Origin of the sequence: Pseudarthrobacter sulfonivorans, from assembly GCF_014712225.1 — a bacterium.
GTDB lineage: Bacteria > Actinomycetota > Actinomycetes > Actinomycetales > Micrococcaceae > Arthrobacter > Arthrobacter sulfonivorans.
The window spans coordinates 14,326-37,378 of record NZ_JACXBW010000010.1 but is presented as its reverse complement, the minus strand read 5'-3'; the positions used below and the strand labels follow the sequence as shown (position 1 = coordinate 37,378).

The 23,053-nt window shown below is 60.7% G+C and carries 16 protein-coding genes; 4 read left to right on the top strand and 12 right to left on the bottom strand.

Going from position 1 to position 23,053, the window contains the following annotated elements:
- Window positions 1-10 precede the first annotated feature (10 nt).
- Window positions 11-454, top strand: a complete 444-nt coding sequence (locus tag IAQ70_RS13805) for a hypothetical protein (protein ID WP_190989892.1) — start codon at window positions 11-13, stop codon at window positions 452-454.
- A 38-nt stretch (window positions 455-492) separates the two neighbouring features.
- Here IAQ70_RS13805 and IAQ70_RS13800 read toward each other — a convergent pair whose 3' ends face one another.
- The 11 genes from IAQ70_RS13800 to IAQ70_RS13750 form a co-directional block, all read right to left on the bottom strand.
- Entirely contained in the window at window positions 493-1,281 is a 789-nt protein-coding gene (locus tag IAQ70_RS13800) for a hypothetical protein (RefSeq protein WP_190989891.1), read from the bottom strand.
- 251 nt (window positions 1,282-1,532) lie between these two features.
- Window positions 1,533-2,534: an FRG domain-containing protein gene (locus IAQ70_RS13795; protein WP_190989890.1), complete on the bottom strand. Its 1,002-nt coding sequence runs from the start codon at window positions 2,532-2,534 to the stop codon at window positions 1,533-1,535.
- A gap of 168 nt (window positions 2,535-2,702) precedes the next feature.
- A complete protein-coding gene (locus IAQ70_RS13790) occupies window positions 2,703-7,625 on the bottom strand; it encodes a type ISP restriction/modification enzyme (protein ID WP_190990032.1) in 4,923 nt (1,640 codons plus the stop codon).
- A gap of 1,045 nt (window positions 7,626-8,670) precedes the next feature.
- Entirely contained in the window at window positions 8,671-9,183 is a 513-nt protein-coding gene (locus tag IAQ70_RS13785) for a single-stranded DNA-binding protein (protein WP_190989889.1), read from the bottom strand.
- A gap of 60 nt (window positions 9,184-9,243) precedes the next feature.
- Window positions 9,244-10,410, bottom strand: coding sequence for an ArdC-like ssDNA-binding domain-containing protein (locus IAQ70_RS13780; protein ID WP_190989888.1), 1,167 nt, complete (start codon window positions 10,408-10,410; stop codon window positions 9,244-9,246).
- A gap of 86 nt (window positions 10,411-10,496) precedes the next feature.
- Window positions 10,497-11,006, bottom strand: coding sequence for a hypothetical protein (locus IAQ70_RS13775; RefSeq protein ID WP_190989887.1), 510 nt, complete (start codon window positions 11,004-11,006; stop codon window positions 10,497-10,499).
- On the bottom strand, window positions 10,993-12,801 hold the full coding sequence (locus tag IAQ70_RS13770) for a type IV secretory system conjugative DNA transfer family protein (protein WP_190989886.1): 1,809 nt from the start codon (window positions 12,799-12,801) through the stop codon (window positions 10,993-10,995). Before IAQ70_RS13770 ends, IAQ70_RS13775 begins: the two co-directional genes overlap by 14 nt.
- A gap of 8 nt (window positions 12,802-12,809) precedes the next feature.
- Complete coding sequence (locus tag IAQ70_RS13765; protein ID WP_190989885.1) at window positions 12,810-14,024, bottom strand: ATP-binding protein; 1,215 nt, start codon at window positions 14,022-14,024, stop codon at window positions 12,810-12,812.
- Between the two features lie 239 nt (window positions 14,025-14,263).
- Complete coding sequence (locus IAQ70_RS13760) at window positions 14,264-15,745, bottom strand: SCO6880 family protein (protein ID WP_190989884.1); 1,482 nt, start codon at window positions 15,743-15,745, stop codon at window positions 14,264-14,266.
- The gene (locus IAQ70_RS13755; protein WP_190989883.1) at window positions 15,738-17,090 is read right to left on the bottom strand and encodes a type IV secretion system protein; all 1,353 of its coding nucleotides are present in this window, start codon (window positions 17,088-17,090) and stop codon (window positions 15,738-15,740) included. The genes IAQ70_RS13760 and IAQ70_RS13755 overlap by 8 nt, the downstream gene beginning before the upstream one ends.
- A gap of 63 nt (window positions 17,091-17,153) precedes the next feature.
- The gene (locus IAQ70_RS13750) at window positions 17,154-17,441 is read right to left on the bottom strand and encodes a hypothetical protein (RefSeq protein WP_190989882.1); all 288 of its coding nucleotides are present in this window, start codon (window positions 17,439-17,441) and stop codon (window positions 17,154-17,156) included.
- Between the two features lie 814 nt (window positions 17,442-18,255).
- Between IAQ70_RS13750 and IAQ70_RS13745 the strand changes: the two genes are divergently transcribed.
- The 3 genes from IAQ70_RS13745 (at window position 18,256) to IAQ70_RS13735 (ending at window position 22,057) form a co-directional block, all read left to right on the top strand.
- A complete protein-coding gene (locus IAQ70_RS13745; protein WP_190989881.1) occupies window positions 18,256-19,326 on the top strand; it encodes a hypothetical protein in 1,071 nt (356 codons plus the stop codon).
- Window positions 19,323-19,949, top strand: a complete 627-nt coding sequence (locus tag IAQ70_RS13740; protein ID WP_190989880.1) for an ABC-three component system middle component 2 — start codon at window positions 19,323-19,325, stop codon at window positions 19,947-19,949. The genes IAQ70_RS13745 and IAQ70_RS13740 overlap by 4 nt, the downstream gene beginning before the upstream one ends.
- Window positions 19,950-20,092: 143 nt before the next feature.
- Window positions 20,093-22,057 (top strand): ATP-binding protein, encoded by a 1,965-nt coding sequence (locus IAQ70_RS13735; RefSeq protein WP_190989879.1) that lies wholly within the window; start codon window positions 20,093-20,095, stop codon window positions 22,055-22,057.
- A gap of 123 nt (window positions 22,058-22,180) precedes the next feature.
- Here IAQ70_RS13735 and IAQ70_RS13730 read toward each other — a convergent pair whose 3' ends face one another.
- Window positions 22,181-23,026, bottom strand: a complete 846-nt coding sequence (locus tag IAQ70_RS13730) for a C40 family peptidase (protein WP_223860079.1) — start codon at window positions 23,024-23,026, stop codon at window positions 22,181-22,183.
- Window positions 23,027-23,053 lie beyond the last annotated feature (27 nt).

Sequence of the window (23,053 nt, the reverse complement as noted above, 5' to 3'; positions counted from 1 at the left end):
AGGGGTTCGCATGAGCGATATCAGTCTCATGGGTCAGTGGGACAAGAATGAAGGTTTTCACTACATATCCACCAAGGAATTCGGACTGCCGCAGGCATCCGTTGACGATGACACCGAAGCCACAGCCTTGCTTCGGGAATGGCATCACGGACTACTTGAGCTTGATGCACAAGAAGATGTTCCGTTGTCGGATATCAACGCGAGTATTCAGGGGGTGCTGCGACGGGATGTTTTGGAGTTCTATATAGCAGGGCCAGAACGAACTTATGATGAGGCTCCTTCATCGTGGGGTGCCCTTGGTCCCCTTGCGGTTCAGCTTCGTGATGGCAGGATCGTCCTTGTCGATGGCAATCACCGGTGGGCTACGGCCCGGATCCGAGACGACAGGTCGTTCCGCGCGCAGGTACTCCGTCAACGGCCGTGCGGAGACCGGCAGGTCACAGGAGTCGCTTAGATGTTGTCGGGTTAGGTTCGGCGTTCGGAACTCCTTTGTTATGGCGTTTCGCAGCGGCGATCGTAGAGTGCCCATCCTCGCTTCAAGATTTGGAATGACGCCTCGAAAGGCTGAGCGATTTCTTTCAAGGATCCTCCTGCGACGCCCGTGCTGAGCGGCTGCCCCTTTACAGGGGACTGAAATACAGCTCGCTGAGCCAAAGCCCAAGTCAAGGCGTGCGCGTCTCCACTCATTTGGCGCCACAGGAGATTCACCTCGTTCTGCAAGTCAGCGTTCGTCCTGTAGGTCACCCCGGCGGCATATGGGATTACCGCATCTGAAACATTCAGAGATTTGTCCCCACCAGCCCGTCGAGCTTCTTCCATCCGACCTGTCAGCCATTCCACCTGCGCCCGGACCCGCCGCTGCTCATCACCTGTGAGGCCTGGAGATTTCAGAGTCTCTTCGTGGAACTGCCTTGAACGCTTATACGATTCAGCGATCGCAGCCAGTCCGCGACCCCTGCGGATCTCAGCATCGTCCGGTCCCAAAATGTAGACGGCCTGGGACCCTGCCAGTAAAGCGCCACGCAGAGTGGTGTAATGCGCTATTGGGTAAACCTCTCTTGCTTTGATGGCTGTCCAGGCGAGGCGAAGATGCTCACCGGCCGAGATGAGGCAGATGCGTGCGGCCTCGCTGATGGGATGGGACTCGAAGACAGCATCGTCCTTATGAAGCTCGCTACCCTCCTGTGGATTCTCGTGCCTCCCTGCACGGATCCTCCACCCCTCAAGGTCGGGTTCACGGGACTTTAAGTGATTGTAATACGCTGCAGATTTGTCGCTCATCCGGTTACATTCCCCCAGTGGGTGATTGAATCGACCCGTGACTTCACAGCCGCCGAGAAGTGTGGATGTGTTCAACTCAATCCCTTCACGCCGCAATCCGGAGAGTCTCGCAGCGGGTTATCGTGAGCCACCACCTTTGGCAGAGTTACGGAGGGTTTCCAGACCGCTCCTGCTGGTAGACCCCTTAGACACCAAGTGGCGTGAAGACGGTAGTTCTAAGGTTTATCCCGCCATGCGTCGATCGATGTCAGTCAAGCCAAGTCCGCAGATGGAACTCGTAGCCAACTGCTGCGTCTGCCGTCAGTACTAAGTCCTTCGCGCGCCAACTCGTCCGCTATTGCCTTATCCAGGTCACGCGGCCCGTAGACTGTCAGCTCGTTGATCCCCAGCAAGCGCAACTCTCGAAGCATATCCTCGGCGCGTCCAGGATCCAGCAGGATTGGCGCAAAAGGTCGCTCGCCGTTCTCGCCGAGCGTCGCGCTTCCTGTGACAACATTTCGGAAGAGCAGGTTCGGGCCGGAAAAAGTGAATTTGCCGGATTGACGCCCAATCCGAGCGGAGAAGTCGCTGCCCGAGTACAGGGCGAGTGGGAAGTCCTGAGAAGTTTCATTGTTCCGCAGCGTGTCCGCAGACCTCAAGAGCACCTCGGCGACATCCACAATGTCGAGACCTGGACTATTGGAGAGGCGGGCCGGTATCGCGTACGGGACTCCGGTATTCACGAACTGCGGGTCGAGAAGCCAGAGGGTCGGTGGATCTTCAGAGTCGAGCTTCGGAAACTTCTCGAGCGCGAACCACGCCGCGACGAGCGGGCTCGTAGACCAATCCACCAGCGGTGTCGTCACGCCGTAGTGCTGCGCGAGCAGCAGGACTTTCATGTCAGTGAGGTCCTGGAATCCATGCCTCAAAAAAACGGTTCTGACAACAGCGAGCAAGGCGTGCAGATCCCCCAGATCGTGCTGAGGCTGACTTATTGCGTCAGCGTCATACGCGGCTGTCAAATTTCCCGCATCTCGCCGTTTAGTGTTTCGGAAATAAGTTGGCTCCAGACGTCGCGACCGGAGTCGTTGGCCTCGGAACCAGATCTCCCGCTCAGAGCGCCCCATCACGCACGTCAGAACGCTGATAAGCTGCGCGACTGAACCCACTCGGACCAAGCCGTCGTCACCTTCCGGATCTATGACATAGCTGGCGTTATTTACGACGAAACCGCCGCTGTCCGCCAACTTCGGTAATTCCACAAGCTCTTCCATGTGTCCCCCTCGATAGCACCACTAGTGATTCAGCAAATCTACCTATTGCACAGGCTGTTGGAGCTCAACGCCGAGTTGTTGCACGTATGAGCGCCCCTGGAAAAATGCGACGTCGCTTCCTGGGGGCTTCCGCTGCTTCCCATTTGGTCATCCGGCGTCAACCACCGCCTATTCCGCCGTCTCCAGGGCCGGCAGTATCTCCAGCGCGGGCAGTCCGGCCACAATTTTGTTGGTCTCCAGTGACACCGTGACGATCCGCTTGATCAGGTCGATGATGTAGCGCGGATCGGCGACTTCGAGGCAGTAGTCGTTCGGGTCGTTGGTGATCTGCGAGTCCTTGTGCGTCGTGACTTGGTAGCGGTCAATGATCCACTCGATAGCTGACTTGCCGTTGACTTGGTAGTCGGACACTTCGGCCGGAATGCCTTCCAGTGTGACGTTCGCGTTGTAGACGATCCGCGATCGGTCCTTCCGGGCACCCCAGGAAAGCTTCTGGACGCGGTAATAGTCGTACTGCGCTTCAACGTCCGCCGGCGGCTCCGTCCGGCGCGCTTCAGCCAGCACTGCGGGCGGCTGACTCTCGTAGTTCAGATGCAGATCCGCCAAATCTCGTCCAGCCGAACTGAAGCCCCAGAAGTCCTTGACCTTTGGGATCCGCGGCAGCATCTTCGTCAAGTCAGCCTTGTACGTCTCCTTGTACGACGGGCTGTGCAGTAGCCCGTAGACGTAATAGAAGATGTCTTCCTTGCTGATGGCAGTGTCTTCGTAGAATGCACGGTAGGTGTTCAGCGTGGTGTCGGTGATGTTGTCTTTGCGCCGGTAGCCATCCACAACGTCGGAACCGGCCTCAGCAAAAAGGTCATCTTGGGCTTCAGTTGAAACGGGTTCGAAGGTGTATAGCGGGAATGACTGGTTACCGCCGTTGGGAGTCAACGCAGGTATATGCCGGACAGCAAGAGCGGAAAACGCCGCAGCGGAGGCGCCCTGCGGAATCATGATGGCAAGATTCTTGTGAATTGGCGTTGGGAAAATCCGAGGGAGCTGGCTGAGATTCTCCACGACGCCTGAACCGAAATAGCCACGCTGAGCGTTGAAGGGCCTGTATGCGACCAAAACCTCGTTTGACCGGTCGACTTCAAGGATGTTGTTGCGCCTGAGCCGGTCTCTGAGTCCCCGTGACCAGCTAATTCGTGCAGGGTCGGACGTCACGGCTGCTTCTGCAGCGATGCGCGGTTCCATCCCTGAGGCCACTGCCGAATTGAAGTGTGTCAAGGACTGGTTGTATGTCTCTGTCATGGCAGAGACGCTGTTCCAGAGCCGAATTGACGAATAGTTAATCACCCATGAATCGCGGCTCGTGACGAGTCCGCTCGAAAAGGTCTCGAAGAGCGCAGTTGTGTGGGCCTTGCCTTTTGAAGCCTTGTCACCCAGTGGCTGGAACGTGTCGTAGTTTTCATCGCGATGGTTGACCCAATCGCCGTGTTCGTTAGGGGTGATGGGTTCCCAATCGGTGCCTTCGAGGGACTGCTCGACATTTAGGATGTCGAGCTTTTGTTCGCGGGTGAGGTAGTCACCGATGTCCCGGTACAGGACGTCCGCCGGACCACTCTGGGCTGAGTTCTTGATCAACACACAAATAGCCACCTGGGTGCGGGATCCGCTGCCGAAGATCTTGCCGCCCTCCTTGCGGGACTGTTCGCCCGAGGTGCGCTGGTTTCCTCGGAGGTTGTAGACGAAAATGCGGCTGAACTCATTCGCGAAGGTCTTGCGGATGCCGTCGGCGTTATTGCTGTCGATGAAGCCTCCGTTAGAGACAAAGGCGATGACTCCGTCGTTCGTGATGCGGTTTGAGGCCCAGCGGATGCCGCGGATGTAGGAATCATAGAGCTTGTTCTTGAGCGTCCCAGTTGACTGCTTCGCGTAGGTGTCCGCGATGGTTACGTCCAGCACGGGGTACTTCTGGTTTTGGTTGTTGTCGTTCGCACTCGTCTGACCGGCAGAGTATGGCGGGTTCATCACGATGACCTGGATCGGCGCGTTTTTCTGGCGTTTCACACGCTCGTTGTTCTCCGGGAAAATGCCTGTGGTCTCCAGCCGGCCGTCGCTCTCATTGAGCTGGAAAGTGTCCGTCAATGCGATGCCGTCGAATGGCACATAGGCAGTTTCGGCACCTGCCTTTGCCGCAACCTCGGAGTACACCGTCTCGACGTTGATAGCTGCGATGTAGTAGCTGAGCAGGACGATCTCGTTGGCGAACATCTCCTGCGTGTATTTGCGGTGCAGGTCCTCCGGCTTGATCAGCCCGCTCTGCAGCAGTCGGGTCAGGAACGTGCCCGTTCCGACGAAAGGCTCCAGAATGGAGACCCCCTCGTCGGAGAGGGACTTGCCGAACTCCAGGCGCAAGGCCGCATCGGCCGAACGCAGGATGTAGTCAACCACGGGAACTGGGGTGAAGACGATACCGAGCCTGTCGGCGACGCGGGGGAAGGCGTTACGGAAGAAGTTGTCGTAAAGTTCCACGATGATGGCCTGCTTGGCAGCTGCATTGTCGATCTCAACGACGCGAGCCCGGACCGACTCGTAGAACTTCTCCAAGCCTTTGCTCTCCTTTTCAAACACGGCATTGGAACCGAGCTTGTTGAGAATGCTCTGCATAGCGCGGGAGACCGGATTGTGCTCTGTGAAGTTGGAGTCGGCGAACATGGCGTCAAACACCGGCTTCGTCACCAGGTGTTGGGCCAGCATTTCCACGGCCTGTGCGTCGTCGATCTCAGGGTTCAGATTCTCCCGGAGCCCCGCAACAAATCCGTCAAAAGCGTCGCGGTGGGTGGAATCGGCATCTTCGAGCAAATCGTTTATCAGGTCGATGTGCTTCTTGGCGATGGAGGCAATGTCTTTGGACCAGTCCTCCCAGTACATGCGGTTCCCACACTTGTCCACGATCTTCGCATAGACGGAGTCCTTCCACTCCTCCACGGGGAACGTCAGGGTCGTTTGCGTTCCAGGATCCAGAGGCCCGGGACCTCGTTCGATATCCGGCGTCGGAGTCGGGTCAATAAGGGGCCCCTTCTTCTTCGGTGCCAAGTCGATCTTGTCGACGATGATGGATTCCGGAGCCTTGTTGTTCAACTCGATCTGATTGATCGAAGAATCCATGCGCTCGTCGTGCGCGCGCAGCGCCTGAAGGACCTGCCAGACAACTTTGTAGCGTTGGTTGTCCTTCAGTGCCTCCGAGGTCGACATACCTTCCGGGATGGCGATCGGCAGGATGATGTAACCGAACTTCTTGACCTCGCCGGTCTCGGCGTTCACGTGGTTGCGCATGACGCGGCCGACGGCTTGGATGACATCGACCATGGAGTTGCGCGGGTTCATGAACAACACAGCATCCAGGGACGGGACATCCACGCCTTCAGTAAGGCAGCGCGCGTTAGTGAGGATACGGCAGGTCGGCTGTTCCTTCTTCGGCCAGGAACCGTCGGCGTTCCGCGGCGCCGTCCGGTCATCAACCAGGATGACGTCTGCATCGGCTTTCAGCCAGTCAAGTCGTTCCCCGCGGCGAACAGCGTTAAAACCGCCGTCAACGTGCTTCACCTCGACCCGCAAGTCATCTGTAGGATCGTCGTTGGTCAGGTCGGTGAGGTGCAGGCGCGTTAGGTCTTGGAACTCAGACTCGATGACCTGGGAAGCCTTGATGGAACGGTTGAACGCCACTGCCCGGCGCATGGGCTGCCAGTCAAGGCCGAAGCCGTCCTGGAACTCGCCCGCCCGCCGTTTGGCCAAGCCGTTCCAGACACCCACCAGCTTGGCAATGTCGTCGATGTTCAGTTCGCTGTTGCTGTCGGCCAACTGATCCTGAAAAGTGGTCCGCACTTGCGTCTCATCAACTCCAAGGACCAACACCTTGTAATCGGTCAGGAGTTTCTGCTCGACTGCCTCGCCGAATCCAATCCGATAGAACACGGGTCCGTAGATCGACTGGTCGTCCATGGAGCATAGGACGGCGTCCTTCTCCCGGGCTGCGTCCTTAGTGTTGTCGTTGAAGATCCGCGGCGTCGCTGTCATGTAGACACGCTTGTTGCCGGAGATCCAGTGGTTGTCATGGATCTTCACAAAATGTGATTCGCCGTCGCCGGCCAGAGTGGCGCCCGTGGTTCGGTGCGCTTCATCGCAGATGATCAGATCGAAGTCAGGCAGGCCGGCTTGCTGCGCCGCCCGCACAGCGTCGATCGACTGGTACGTGGAGAACACCACAGTCATGCCCTCGTCCAGCGTTCGGGTGTTCATCGCTTCAATGAGCCGAGCGCCGTCTGTCGTGGCGGGGATCTGCAGGTCGTGAAGCGCCACGTCGGTTAGATCTGTGTCTTTGACGCGGCCGACCTTGTTGTCTGAACACACCGCGTAAGCGTGCATGGGCTGCTCGGTTTCGTCCGACCATTCCTTTAAAGACTGCGACATCAGTGCCAGGGACGGGACCATGAACAGGATCCGGGCGTGGCCCAAGTCTTCAGCGAACCGCTCGGCCAGCTTCAGGGACGTGAAAGTCTTACCAGTGCCGCAGGCCATGATCAGCTTGCCGCGATCGCTGTCCTCGAAGCCTTTCAACGCGGCCTGGACAGCCTTGTGCTGGTGCGGGCGCAGTACCTGCTTGTCGAACAACTTGGGCGTGGTGGGTGCCGTCAGATCGTAGGTCGACCAGTCGATGTTTGAGTGCCTAAAGTCGCTCAAACCGATGCGCTGCACGGGCACGTGACGTTCGTCGAGCATCTCTAGCGCGTTTGTCGACCAGTCGCCCTCAGTGGTGTCCACGACGACGGCGTTTGTGAAGGGCTTCTTCGAGGACGCTGAAAGGAATGAGTCGATGTCGTGCTTCTGGATCCTATAGCCAGGCGCGTAGAACTTCACCTGTATAGCGGTCAGTCCGCCGTCGGTACGGGCCGCGACCAGGTCGATGCCGTTGTCCTTATTGGTGAAGCTCTCGGGACGGTTCGGCCAGTCCCGCCATAGCCACACGTCTGTGTACTGAGGTGCGTGAACACCGTCGTTCTCCAGATACTGCTCGACGAGCTGTTCGAGGTAGCTGCCCTTCATCCGTTCGGAATCCGAAAGATCTCGGTAGGTGCCAAGCAGCTCGTCAAACGTAGTGGTCACGGTTCCCCAAAAATGGTGCGGATATGAATAAGGAAGCCCCCAGGGACTTCCTCTGATTGTATGTGCGGTGCACACGGAGTCGGCCCAACAGGCGCGCTCGTAGGCTGCTACGAGACCCTTTATCGGGCCGTGTATTCAGGCATCATATAGGCTTCGGCTGACCTGGCTTTGGCCTAACATCTCTTGCAGCTGACCTATCTGCGCTGATCTTCAGGACACCGTCTTCAAACGACCGGTCTACTCCGAAGGGGCAGGGGCCAGGCTGGAACAGCCTAGATATCACCGCCGCGATAGTAGGGCCTCACGATCGGCGGCATCTTCATCTCGGCTAGAGCCTTCACGGTCGGGGAAGTCTCACTGTTCAACTGCTCGTCGGGGGGTGACCTTCAGGCGCGCAGCGAGGATTTCGCGGCACAATGCAGCGAATACCTGCTCCTTGCGCGTCGGGTCGTGTCCTGGGGATACCCATGAGATTCGTCCTCGGTGGTTCCATTCTCTCCGGATACCGGCGATCGTTGACATTGCCTGGGCGGCCTAATTCTGGTTTGGAAGAGTGCCCACTCAACGGTCCGCCCTTATCCTGCCGGGCGGCGTCCCGGAGTTGCTCCAGGAGTTGCCGGACCTCTTTATCCCGCACTTTCGTGCAGGACTCTTCCCAGACAGCATCGAACAGTGACGCTTCCTCAGAGCGGCCAGATCACTCTTGGCCAGAACCCTAAGGATCCCGATGCCCTAGGAGTACATCGTGTCGTGGGTCGAGGCACTGGCATTCAGGGCCCACTGGGCGCGCCTCCACCATACGGTCATGGGGTAACTGTCACGCGTCCGCCCCAGATTTCCCGGGTTATTTGCCGCGTTGGGCTTGATAGCACTCTTGTGACGTCGCAGGTTCCGCAGTCGGACCACTTTGCGAAGATAGCCTTACCGGCCGGAGTGCAAAGGAGGTCTGGCGCGGCGCATGAACTTTCAGTCTCGCCTCGCGGGTTCAGTAGCTCATCTCATTCCCGGCTACCACCCCGAAAGGGGGCATCACCACCGGGCTCTTGGAGGTGATGTTGTAGGCCGGCGAACCAATTTCTGCCGCTATTGGCGCCTCGAGGCCAGCATGAACGTCAGCGTCGGGCCCCGCTACCGCGGTGTGGGACGAGCGCTGATAGAGCGCTGTGCCGAAGCGAAGGTCCGGGCCGATTGTGTCGGCGACGATGCGGCGGGCTTCACGGCGTTCGCCGTCCTTCTCATACGCACGGAACTCCAACTCCCCCGCGACAGTGACCGGGTCACCCTTCTTTAGTGAGTTCGCGGAGTTCTCCGCCAACGCACGAAATGCCGAGACATTGTGGAAGACAGTTTCCCCGTCGTGCCAGGCGCCGTCGGCTCCCTGGATTCGCTGGTTGACGGCGACGCGCAGCTTGGCGTGGGCCACTCCGCTTTCACCAAAACTCAGTTCTGGATCGGCCACGAGGTTGCCGGCGATGCTGACCGGGATCTTGGTGCTCATTGTTCTTGTCCTTTCCATAGCAGGCGGGACTGTCCCACCGAACCGATAGTTGCGTCGTCGTCACGGACCGGCCATGATCGGCCCGCCCGTGGACGGCCTGGGCTGTCCGAAGTCCGCATATGCTGCCGCCGACGGGTTCAACCGTGGGTCCGCGTCAATGGCGGAAATCTTGCCGCCGAATCCTGGCGGATTGGTGATTTCGAGGATGCCCTTGGTGGCTGCGGTGACGCGGCCGAGGACCGACTTGGCCACGTCCACCCGGGACGTTGGCTGCGGGCTGTACATGTCCTGTTCGAACGCGGAACGCTGAGTTCGGATTACAGAGTCTGCCCATCCCAGCAAGTACAACGCTGATTGCTTTCCGCGGTCGATCCCATGGGCCTTCAGCACTGTATAGGCGACGGATTCGGCCTCGATTTCGGCAAGCCCGCGATGGTCCGCACTGCTGCCATACAACCGCCCGACTTCGTCGTTTGGCCCGTGAAGGAGCGCATGCCCAAGCTCGTGGGCAAGTACGGCCGAACGCTCCCCAGAGTCCAGCCAGGCACCAACCTGGATTCGGCGCTGCGTGAAATCCGTGAAGCCACTCGTCAGCCCGTACTGGGCATCTGTGACGTCGACCCTGAAGCCGTGCCGGCTCGCCACTTCTGAGAGGGACCGCCAAAGCTCAGCGGCGTCCGCTTCCGGTCCGGCGGTGGTGCGGGGTACCAATAGCGGGGTCCCTTGTGTTTGTGAGACGTCAAAGACTGCCTGACCACGCCAACCTACGATGATCGTCTTCTCTCCATCGTCGACAGCACCGCGCGGCTGCTTCTCGCCGAGAGGAACCTGCTGCCGCGTACCGTCAGGAAGAGTCACCTGTTGGACCCGTGAAGTGCGCGGGGCGATCACCCACAGTGCGTGCTCGCCCCGGAGAACGGTGCGGCCGTGGCGTTCCCACTCCTTGTACCCGGCGACCAGGGTGGGCTCCTCTGTGCCGCGCTGGGCCATCTGCATCATGAGCAGAGCCACGTTGCCACCTGAGTAGCGCCAAAGCGTTGCCGAAGCGTCCAGGAGCACCTGCCAGTGCGATGGCGATTCAATGGCCTGCTCCAAGACCGTATGGAGACCATCCGTCAGTGCGGCGATGCGCTCTTCCGGTGTCATGCGGACAGTGCCGGGGTCAGCCAGGGCGGGCGCGGCCTCTGCCGCCATATCGCTCGATACGTTTTCAGCTTCAGGGGCCACGACAGCCGCCCTCCATACTTCCGGGTACCGCCGGAACTACCCTGCGGATACCCATTCATGTCCTGCACGCGTCAAACTGCATGACCTCAGAATTCGTCCGCAAGCTGATGGGTAGCCGCCTGCCACCTAACGAAGCCCGCGTCATCGAGCCGCAGGATTCTCACCACCGGTTCCTTGTGCGCCTGCAGGCCGACGCAGCCGGCAGTCCGGGTGTGCATCCGCAGGCGTTCGACGGCGTGTGGCAGCCGTTCGTGAAAGGCCAGCGGCCCAAATCCCGGATCATCACTCGCGTAGGACGCCAATTCAGCCCGCTGCAGCGCATAAAGCTCGGCCACAATCTCCGAGTGCCGCCACCAGCAATCCGGGACCACCGACGTCGTAAGCTGGTACGTGGCCACAAACCACCTGACCCAGTTAGCCAGGGCGCTCCACACACTCCCAGCCTGGGCGTCGGTCAATTCCCGCCAGCGATATGTCACGCCCGTTACCCGGGCCGCTTGCCGGAATGCAGATCGGAAAAGCTCAGCGGTCAAGTCGTCGTCGTCCGCTCCGGCCGACGGGATTTCAAACCGTTCAACCTCGTCACGGCTGACCATCGCTCACCTCCTCCGTTGCTTGCTGCCGCGAACGGTGGCCATCGGCCAAGGCCCGTTCGAGCTCGAGCTTTGAGCGCCCGAGTTCGGCCGCATCTTTTCGCTTGTGCCATTCGCGCAGATCCAGGAGGATGGGGCGGGTTCGGCGCCCCAGCATGAGGGCTGTGCCAGCCGGTAGGCGCCTGATTTCATGCAGTGGCAGGACTGGGCTCTCCCTGATCTGTTCGCCGTCCTGGCGGCCTTGCGCGGACCAGGAACGGGTGTTCAGGGTCAGGCTCCGTTCTCCCAGGAGGCCGGCCAGCGACCGAAGATCGCGTTCGTCGGAACCCCCGCCGAAAATCACCTTGATGATGGCCGAATCCCAGATGGTTGCGGCCTCATCGATGGACCAACCCGTCCGTGCTTGGGACAGCGACTGCAAGACCACCAAGGTGGAGATGCCGATGCCACCACCGTCAGAGAGTGCGATGGGTAGCCCTGGCCACGGGGCCAGGTTGGCAATCTCGTCCAGGATCAGCGACAACGGTGGATCCAGCCGCCCTCCGGGTGCGACGAAGGCCATCTCGCGGGCGGCATTGTCTATGTCGTCGATCAGTGCCGAGAGGTAAGGCCCAGCTGCGGCTGCTCCGGCGCGGGTGCCGATCAGGTAAAGCGTGCCGCGGTCGCGGATGAACGCTTTTGGGTCGAACTCCACCGTCTCATCCTCGGGGTCCAGGGCGGCAAGCACTCGTGGGGATGACAGCGGCGCGACGGCGGCCGAGACCCCAATCCACGAGTTGGACGTGTTCCTGGGATCGTCCTCGAGGATTCCCATCAGATCGGCCTGCCATCCCAGTGCAGCGCCGGGCCGGCTGAGCACCTCCAGGGCCTCGCGTGCCAATACGGGGCTCGATGACCAGCGTCGAAAGGCGCGGACGCCATCCCCGGACAACGCTGCAGCGTGCAGGAGGCATTGCAGAATGATCACCGAGCGCTTTTGCCAGGCGGCATTCTCACCTTTCATCTCCGTGTCGGCGGTGATGACGAGGGCCCGGCGGGTTGCGATGTCTGGGTCCTGGCAGCCTCTCACCGGAGACCAGCGAAGCGTTGACGGGAGCCCGGACATGCCCTGCGGGTCGAATACGGTGACGGGTCTAGCGCCGCTGGCACGTGCCGTCATGGTGACCACAAGGTTGTCAGCCCGGGTGGAGGTCGTAACCACTGCGCCCGGCGCATCGAGGATGGCATTGATGACTACGTAGAGGCCCTTACCCGAGCGCGGAGCTCCCTGAATGACCATCGACTCCTCCGTGGAGACATGGATCGTGACCCCGCGCGAACGGCCCAGGGTCCACGCAACGTCCTGAATCCGGGGTCTCACCAAGCCTGGCCTAGTGAATTTGCCTCGCCTCCGGACGGCTCGGGCGCCGAAATCGTGGAGGATTTCGGCGCGCTGGGCGATCCCCTCACGCTTCAGGATGTCCTGGCGCAGCCACGCACCTGACTGCTTCCACCGCCTCCACAGCAGATAACAGCCGACGGCGAGCGCCGCGACCAGAATCAACACAGGGCCGACCACCCACCCCACGCTGCCGGCGCCGACGTCGCATCCCGGTGGCTGCCGAACGATCCAGTCGATCCTGCCGACGAGGAGTCCGACGGCGGCTCCCGGGTTGAAGGGTGACGGCGGGCTGTCGCCGCACCGCCAGAGCGTCAGGATTTGGGCGGCTGCTTGAACAAGGAAACACAGACTGACATAGCCGGCCGCGGCCGTCAGCCCGGCCGTAACCAAGGGGTTGTCAGTATTCCGCCGGTTCATGCCCGGCCTCAGATCATCCGGTCGTCGGTGCCGAAGACTGCCAACTCATCGGTGGTAACCCGGTTGGCCACGATGAATGAGCGGTTTCCGACTTTCCAGAGTCCGACGCCTTTGGGAAGGTTCTCCACGTGCTCGCACTCAGCTTCCGTCAGCCCGAGGGCTTCTTTGGTCAGGCGCATGGCGTCGTGCTTTTGCCGGTAAATGATCCGGGTGTCGGCTTCGGTGAGCAGGCCAAGGGCCTTTTGGCGATGGCCGCTCGTGCTGTCGCCAATTTCGTTGAGGTCAGCGACCTTGTGCATGATCAGCAGATTGGCGATGCCGTAGGTACGGGCAAGCCGCCACTGCTCGCTCATCTTGGCGAGCATGTACGGGTCTGCCAGCATTCGCCAGCCTTCGTCGTAGACCACCAGCCGTTTGCCGCCGTCGGGATTGGTGACTGCTGCCTCGAGCCACGTGGCGCCACACGCCGCCGCAAGCGATAGCGCCTGCTCCGAGGCGCCGATCAGCGCGGAGGTGTCCATCACCATCATGGGCGCGTCGGCATCGAACGAAACGGTGGAAGGAGCGTCAAACATCCCTTCCAAGTCACCGGACACTGTCCTCCGCAGCGAGTGGCTGACGGCCTGTCCCCCATCCTTGCCGACCAGCCCGATCGTTTCCTTGGACGGGTTCAGCAGATGGTCCAGCACCATGGGCAACGTGGGATTCGAGTTCTCAGCAACGGTCTCCATGAGAGCCATGTCCAGGGCTGTGTGTTCGACGGGGCTTAGCGGCATCCCTTGCCGCATCAGAGAGACTAGGGCCACCAGCAGGTAGCGGCGGCGTTGCCGGACCACGGCCTGCCATTGCGCCTCGCTCAGTGCGCTGGAGCGTGGTCCCGCGTCCAGTGGGTTGACCCTGGCTGCCCGGCCAGGGCCAACGGAAATGACCTTGCCGCCCACGGCATTGGCGACGGCGACCCACTCGCCCTTGGGGTCAGAAGCGACGGCGGCCTTCCGCCCCAGCGTGATCGACCGAGCCACCAAGGACTTTCCGCACATGGACTTCCCGGTCCCCACGGTGCCGATGACGACGATCGACGGACCGCTGATGGCGCCCTTGTCATAGAGAATCCACGGATCATAGGCAAAGGCCCCAGAGCCGAACACGTCCGTGCCAATGTAGGTTCCCTCGTGGCCCAGGCCGGATTCGGTAATGAAGGGGTAAGCAGCGGCGAAGGTCATGGTGGACGCCCGGTGCGGTGCCGGGCGCAGACGGTGCGGACCGCGCAGGGAGTTCGGTTCGCGGCTCCCCCAGTCGCCGAGTTCGTTCCTGTCTAGTGCAGAAACTGCCCTCTCTCCCAAGGCGTGGAGCGCACCCTCCCACGGTTGGCCGTCCACGGCAGCCGAGCGCCGGCGTCGTTCCTTCCGCTCCTGTCGGCTCCCACCGGCCGGCACGAACTGAACCGATTGACGTGCCCGTGTCATCGGAGCCCCCTCCCGAACGGAAGCGCCCCGGCGACGAACGCGGCCCACTGCTGCCCGGCTAGTAGGCGCAGTTCCACGAACGCGCCAGCCGCAGCCGACTCCAGTTCCTGCCTGTGCCTGGCCAAGTCTTCGAACGTGACCGCCGTAATGGTCACATAGGCGGCAGGCCGGACGTCGCCGTGACCTGCGACGATCTCTTCCTCCCGCTGGGCCACTTCCTCCTCCTCGGCGCGTTGCTCACGCGTGAGCGGCCTGTCGAAGCGCGTGTTGATGCGTCGCCGGGTTTCGTGGGCTTCCTGGGCGGATCGGATGTCCCGCAGTGCCTCAGTTGTGGGCACAGCCCGGATCACCTCGGTCACCGTGTGGCGGAAATCGCCGACATAGATCAGCGGATGCAAGAATCCAGGGAAGACTTTCTGCCTGGGCCACTCGGCGATCCAGAAGGTTTGATGAAAGCCCGTGTCCGTGCGCAGGTAGGTCCAGTGCTCCTCGACTGCCATGGGTCCCGCCGGGAGGCTCTGAACCTTGGGGTCGCCGTCGTTCTGGTGGTCAGGCGCCGAAACGGCGTCCGTAACAGCGGAGGGATCGAAGGCACCACGGATGACCCCGAGGATGCCCGCCTCGGGAAGCCACTCCTCCACCCTGACATTGTGAGTGCCCAGCGCGGTGGTCATGGCCTCGACTTCCAGCCGCAGGACACGTTCGACGCCGACCAGTCCCCCGCCGCTCTCTCTGATACGGCGTCGGGCCTTGGCGGTGTCCACAACAAGGGTGAGCAAGAGGTCATGGCTCATCGCCGAGCCGGCTGCGGAGATCAGGTCCTCGTAGGCTCGCTGTCCCCAGGTGAGTTCCCCATCGCGGTCCGCGTTCGTGACTGTCCGGTCATAGAAGTCGCGCAGAGCTGACGAGGGATACGGGACCGTGTAATCCTGCACTGCGATTCTCGCAACGCTGCTGCGCTGAGCCAAACCTGCCTGCACTCGAGACCATGACTGCACAGCCCACGCCTTGTCGTCAGAGTCCAACAGGGCGAATGATCTTGTGCTGCACCGCAACACGGCGATGGCTTCCCTGCCGCGGGCGTCCACGATGAACGCCTCGCCGCTGGACGTCCGGCGCACCTCCAGGTTCCCCAATCCGCCGGGCAGCGCCAGCCGCCCGGCCAGGGCAGCCCATTCAGGCCTCACGAGAAAGCGGGTCTGTTTCGTGGCTAGCCTGACGAAGAACAGGACAGCGTGGCTGGCCCAGACCGGGTAGGGAATCCGTGAGTACTGCAGTAACCCGAGGAGTAGCAGCGTCAGCCACATCGGTCCCGAGGCGAAAAGGCCGGCAGGGCCGCTGACCGCCGATGCCGCGCTGGCCACCAGGACACCGCCAGCGAGGAAGAGCAATTGGTACCACTTCAGACCCATGAACAAGCCGCGTCGCTCATACCTAGGAAATTTGACGGCTTCGAGGGCCCGGGAGTTCTCAGACACGGGAATCACCATCCTTGGGTGGCTGGACGATAGGATGCCGCGGCTTCAGCGGCCGCACTGGCGGCGCCGCTGCAGGAACGGCGCCGGGATCAGGTGCGGACGGGGTCGACGGCGGCCGCGCGGGCTCGAGGTTCGCGCCGGGCGTCAGTCCGCTTGGCGACGTGCGCGCCTTCGGTCCCGTTGTCTCGTGCTCCTGCGCATGCGCATGCGGCGGCATGGTTTCGGAAGGCGACGGCCCGGCGTCGAGCATCACAGCGGTGCCTCCACCGCCGGAAGTATGCGACGGCGCCGGGCCTGTCCCGATCCCGGGCAGCGGTACACGGGGCGGCAGCGTCCTGGTGGGGAATACCGGCCTGCTGGACTGGATGGGGCGGTTCATGGCTGAGCGGCTGGCCAACGCAGCGAGCGTGAAGCGGCCTCCCGTCTGCCGGCTGATCTGCCGGGCAGCGAAGCCAGAGCTCCGGGAAAGCACGTGGCCGCCACCTGCGGTCTGGGCGGCTGCCGCCAGCTCGCCACCGGCAAAGCTCACCAGGCGCAGTGCCATCATGGGCGCGGCGCACGCCAGAGCCATCCCGACGGTCCCCGCGGCCAAACCGGCGAACGACTTCGACTCGGCAAAGAGTTTGATGGCCACCGCGAGCACTGTCGCGGCCAGCGGTTTGGCCAAGAGTAGGGCGACCACGACCTCTGTCCACCGGCGCGTCAATGATTTCGTCTTCTCCCACGGCATGAGCATCAGCGCCACCGGGGCGACGGCGGCCAGCACGATGAGCGCGAACGACCGGAAGATCATAGAGCACATCAGGATGAAGGCCAGGGCCCAGACCACGATGACGGCCAAGGCGGTGACGACGACCGCCCCAGCTGCGCCGCCAGTGGACCCGGGAGCCAGTGCCACGACGTTCCACTCCCGGCCAGAGCCGGCGGGAGCTTTCTCGAAGCCGAAGAGCCGCATGAACAGCACGTAGGGGTCCGTACCCAGGGAGCCGAGCAGCGCCGTCGACGCCTCATCGCTGACCTTGGTGAGCTGGCGTACCAGGTAGACGGCGCCCGCGACCATGGGGATAGCGGCGGCGCCGCCCGCGAGCGCCCGCACCAGGCGGCGGGGCTGCTGGCTGATCAGCGCGGAGAGCAGTTGGAGGATCATCACGACGACGAGCGGCGTGAGCATGACTACGACCCACCAATTCGTCAGTCCTTCGATGGCGGTCCACTGCGAATCATCTACATTGGAGACACTGAAAGCGCCCGTGATGAACGACCAGATCCAGGCGGCGACATTCTGCAAAATGTTCGCGAAGAACGACGTGATGGAACTTTGAACACCGTCGTTGGCCTGGGACACGAGACCACACCCGGGCGGCCACCATCCATTCAGATCACACTGAACGGGCATGACAGGCCGGGCCTAGAATCCGAGGTTGAACGCCGTCTGGGACCAGAGAATGTAGCCGTTGATGCCACCCAGGATCGCGGCCACAGGGCCAGTCCAGAGCAGGATCATGCCGCCGCCGGAAGCCAGCCGCGACGATTGGCTCAGCTTCCCCGCCAGTAACATCGCCGCGCCGACGATTGCGACAATGGCGATCACTATGAATGCGCCGACCAAGATGCCGCCGCCGATCTGCTTTAGCGATTCAAGGAAGGGAAAGCTGGCGTTGGGGGTGATTCCGGGGTCTACTGCTGCCATCAACATCGGGGCTCCATTTGTTGTCTTCGAGGGCGTGAGAGGTTTGGGTTCACGACTTCATGGAGGCGGCGGGATGGGGCGACATGACTGACGCTGATTCCAATCACGCAGGCCCGCTAGGACTTCAATACATATGCCACCGAACAAGGCAACCCATCGGGGCAGCTTTTGGACGCTCTGACCTCATACAGCTGGAACGCCTCGTTGACCGAAACCAAACTGTGCCCCACGGGCCGAGTGAGTTTATAGACGTATCGTCAGGGGATTCCGTCCCGAAGGCCGCCGCCATTCCGTGGCCCGAAATATTAGAGAGTCAGATATCCGCGGCAGTCGCGGCTCGACGCCCTTGAATTAGTGAGCTCGAACGTCGGACAAGCTGCGGGCCACCATCCCACCTGGTAGGCAACTTAAATAGCGCATACGGCGGCCTTGCGCACTCCCCAGCAGCCAAACCACAGCGGCGGCGGCTTTCGCCACCCTCCTAATGGCCACGGCAGCGTCTTTGATTCGGCGGACGACTTGGTTCCCTTTCGTTTGCTTGTGCGGGCAAACATGCGTGGTCGAGGAGGGGACGGGCCAGCGCTGCGGTAACAGGGCGTATTGACGGTTTCCCCGTCGCTTGCGCGGCCTCGCTCCGGCGTCGCAACGTGGATATTGCATTGATGCCCGAAGCTTCGGAATCAAGGTGGACGAGGAATGTCATACGATGAGCGGAATAGGGGGACGGGGGAAAGACAGCTGTGCAGTCGATTCACATCCTGGTGCATGCCGAAGGCCGACCTGCCTTCTCGACCCCGCACAGAAGAATCATGAGGATGCAGTGACGATACCTTCTCTGATCGACTTTCGAATCCACGCGGTGCGGACCGGCAGCGACGACGCAGGCAGGGTCGATTTTCACCGGATGCTTTCCGCGTTGGTCGGCATCACGCACCCTACAGCTACTGACGTTCGAGCCGACCCTGGTGACTGGGGCATCGACGTTTTCGTCGGCAGCCTAGTGGGCACAGTCTCGGTCTGGCAGTCGAAATACTTCTACAACAAAATTGGGGACTCCCAGAAAGAGCAGATTCGCGAATCGTTCGCATCCGCAATGAAAAATGCGAAGAATGAAGGCTACACGGTTGAAACCTGGACGCTTTGCGTGGCATGCGAGGTCAGCGCACCAGAACGCAAATGGTGGGATATGAAGGTTAGAGAGTGGAAGAAACTCCATGACGGAGTGCAATTCGATCTGTGGGACGCACCTCGCCTGCGAAGGAAGCTGATGTCACCAGACGCCAAGGACGTCTGGGCCGAGTTTTACGGACCCAACCGAGAGGTAATTGAGGCGCGGGCAGCCGCCAACGCCGAAGGAGTGACACAACCCGCGCCGCCCATATCGCTTGAGGAGACTCCTAGTTACGAAAGTGCCCTGTTCGTCAAACAAATGTCTGTCGCAGGGGTAAGTGCTATCGATGCCCAACGCAAAGCGTTCTTCAATGCCGACATGTTAGTTCGGGATGTCAGCGCACGGGCGATGCCGGATCAACTTGCGGCGATTAGCGAAATTGACGCAACACTGCTCGGCAACTGGGAAGATGCCGTTGCAGACCCGGATACTACGCCAAACGCTAACGACTACCAACTGTCTGCACGCAAACTTTTCTCCAGCGTCATGAAGCAGACGAGGGCTGTCCAGCCACCGATTGAGCTACCACTCCGGCCGGTTCATACGCGCGGCCTCATGCACAGAATCGTCGAAGACGGCCGGGCCGGCTGGGTGCATGATTGGCACGATATCGCCAAAGATCATGTCATCGACCGATCCGATGTAACCGCAGACTTGGACGGTGCCCCAACGCTTGTGCCAGCAGCGGCTTTGCCAAAAGCTGACGGGGAAACGATATGAGCCTGGACCACGAGCAAGGCCAATCGGACAGTGACGGTTTCGGCCGCCTATCCGCGAGTTCACCGGAGGATCACACCACGTTCCGGCTCGCTCAGCTTGTCATCCTACTGGACGAAATTGCACCGCTCGGAGCCAAGGGGCTCGATCTCGAACGACTCGGATACTACGACTTTTTTTCCGCCAATCCGTTCGCGATCTTCGGCGCAGAAGACCCGGTTGAGCAAGCACAGTTGCACCGAGCAGCATTCGATGAGCGTCAACTGTCCTATGCATCGACTGGATCAAGATTTGCCAACCGTCGAAAGCGGCTGCAACACGACGTAGCCCTGCTCGTCGCATACCGATTAGCCGTGCAGCGTGGCGCCGGATACGGGATCAGTGACAAGGGCAACGACTTCGCCAGCTCTCTAACCGCCCTGTACGCCGATCAATACCGAGATTCCGTCAGGGTCGTACACAGGCGGTTTAAAGGGCTATCTGACAGCCAACTCGCGGCCGCGGTCCGCGATTGGCTACGGACACCATCGCTATTACTCGATCTATATGGAGTAGTCGACGTCCCAGCGGAGAATTTCGTGTCCGCACAACCTGTATCCGACACGGATGGACGTGACTTATCTTGAGTACCGAAGGCACGGGAAGTGGAAGCATGCGTCCCGTTACCCAAGCCAACGAGAACGGGAACGATTCCAGCCACGAGACTACGTCGAAGGAACCGGTTCCCCTTATGACTATTGGAAGAGGAATACGCATTCGGCGCCTCCGATTGCTTGGCTCCACTCGCTCGTTCGATATCGATTTTCGTGAGGCTGACGGGTCGTCCCGCCCCCTTAGCATCATCGCCGGAAGAACCAATACCGGTAAGACAAGTGTTCTTCGATTCATTGAATATGCGCTCGGCGCAAAGACGTTCCCTAATCACAGCGAAGTGCTGCGTCAAGTCAGATCGGTCGCTCTGGAGTTGCAGACTCCCGACGGCATCGTCACCCTCGAGCGAGTGCTCGGCGGAAACAATGCCATTCTCTATCCGTCCGATATCGACAGCTCCGATGCAGTCACGGCGTCCACCTTCGTAATCGATCCGACCGGCCACCCAGACAGTGTCTCGCAACTGCTGCTAGCCACCGTCGGACTGCAGGACGTCAAACTCAAGGAATCCCCCACCCAAGATGAGTCGGGCACCGACAGGCTAGGTTTTCGGGACGTCATGGGGGTTTGCCTTTACCTTAATGAGCGCGTGGGAAGTCAGCAGCTTCTGCACTCCGGCAACTTTATGAAAGAGCTGAAGCTTCGCCAGGTCGTCGACGCCATTTATGGTGTTCACGACAACGATCAGGCCGAGCTGGCACGAAGGATTAAGGAAGCGCAAGCAGCTCTGGACAACCAGCGTCAAGCTGTCGAATTGCTACAGGAGTTCGTCGCACAACAGCAACCCAAACCACTCGTAGCGCTCGAAATCGAAGCAGAAGATCTCGACAAAGAGCTCCGTGGGATCGACGAAGAGCTCCGTGCACTCGGCAGGCGCGAAGCTGCAGCTTCAGCGTTCGCCTCGGAACTTCGCCAACGGCACGCCGAGCTGGCGATCCAAGCCGCGAAGACGGATGCGTTTGTGCGGGACCGGCTTTCATTGATTAACCGATTCGGCAGCCTGCGTGCGCAGTATGCGGACGACGTACGCAAACTCACGCTGTTCGTTGAGGCCGAGAACGCTTTCGACCAGTTATCTGTGGAGGTATGCCCCGCCTGCTTCAATACTCTGCTCGACGCCCCGAATCAAGACAACGGCACTTGCAGTCTCTGCCATCAGAGCGCGCCTCCTCAACTCGACGAGCCCGAAGAAGCAGCGTCGATTCGGCAGGACGATTCGAAGCAGCATGCCCGCAAAGAGTTGCGGGCTGGGAAGCGCCGCTACAAAGAACTGGATGATTATTGGCAACGTCTCAACGACGAACTGCCGACGCTTCACCGGAACGCAGAGGCTGCCGCCTTGGCCGAGGCTGAGGCTGGTTCCAGTCTTGACGAGGCTACCCACGCCGCGCTGACCCCATTCCTCGGGGAACGCAACGAGCTACAGCGAAGGCGCCAAGCATCTCTCGTCTTGCGGAGCGAAGCAACGAACGGAATAAAGCTCCGAACTGGGCTTGAAGCGCGGCTGACAAACTTGGATCGATCCCGGCGAAATCTCGACATCCTGCGCCAGGAGCAACGGGATAAGAAGGAGCGCCCAGACCGAGATGCAGTCCTCCGACAGATCTCGGAACGATACGCACAAATCCTGGTGGAGATCCAATACCCCAAAGTGATGCAGGACGGTGTGCTGCCGCCTTATCTGGACGAGAAACTGGTTCCTTACGTCAGAAATCAACATTTCAGGGAGGCAAGCAGCGGCGGCCAGGTGCTCGTATCGCTAGCGTGGATGCTTTCAGTTTTTGAGATTGCCTATGAACTGAACGCGGCGCACCCAGGAGTTCTGCTTATCGACACGCCCCAAAAGAATCTAGGCGGGGCGGCCGACGACGCAGAGTTCGCAGACATTCACTTGGTCGAGAGGGTCTATGCCCACTTGGTTGGGTGGCTCGGGACTGCCGGTACCGGTGCACAGGTCATCGTCGTCGATAACACTCCTCCGGACAAAGTGGAGGAACATGTCGTAGTGCGATATACGCGAGATCCTGAGGTCCAGCCATTCGGGCTCATCGACAACGAAACTGGGTCAACCTCCGTCACCTAAACTGCCGGGAGCAACCAAAAGCCGCACGCGCCTCTTTAGCCAATGTCTCACAGTGGCGCAACCTGAACGCGCCCGGTTCTGCCACAGCGCCATCTCTTCGAGCATCCTTTCCTGCGCCAATTGTCAGGCCAGAAGATCGAAGTATGCTGTGTCCGAGTTCCAGGCTATTGGATGAAGCAACGTTCCCACCGAAGGATTGAGCGCACTCCACATCATGCCGTCGCCGGCAAAGATTCCAACGTGTCCCCAATTGTTCGGCCCTTGGGCGTTCTGGACGACCAGGTCTCCTGGCTGGGGATTTTCAGTTCTCACACCGACGCGCCATTGCTCCACACGCGGAAGGTCGATGCCGGCTTGCCGATAGATCCACTGAACGTAGCCGGAGCAGTCCCATGCTTTGAATGCTGTGCCGCCCCATACATACGTGCCGCCGACGCCTTCCAGGGTAAACCGCAAGATGTCTTTGCGGATCTCACTCAGATTTGCGAGGTCTGGGATCACCGGCGGGAGGTTCAGCGCTCCCCTGCACAGAACCGGTGCCGTCCCGTCATCGAGAGCAAGGACGATCGCCGTCGCTTCCTCTTCCCACCGTGCATAGAGTTCCGGGAAAGCGGACACTTGGACCGCCTGGGCAGCTTGGCCTTTGGTCATCGACTGCCATCCACGGATATCGAGCAGCCCCCGTGGACTCCCGTGGTTGGGACCACTTGGGCCGCCGTAGAAAGCCCGCACGTCGTAGGCGGAGTCCATCAGTTGCTCAATGGTCCCCCATCCGGCGGCCGGTCGCTGTTGGGCACTACCCAGAGAATCGTGGTCACTGCCGACGCCGTCATTCGGGTAACTGAGCGACGAAGGCGCGTTCGCGTTGGCCAGGACCCTCAGACTGGATTCCTGGAGAGCCATCATGATCGCGATGACCTGGCCATCCCGAGGTACTCCCAGCTGCTTTCCGATTGAAATATAGTCCATGGCCACGGCCGCTTGTCGTGCGGTCAG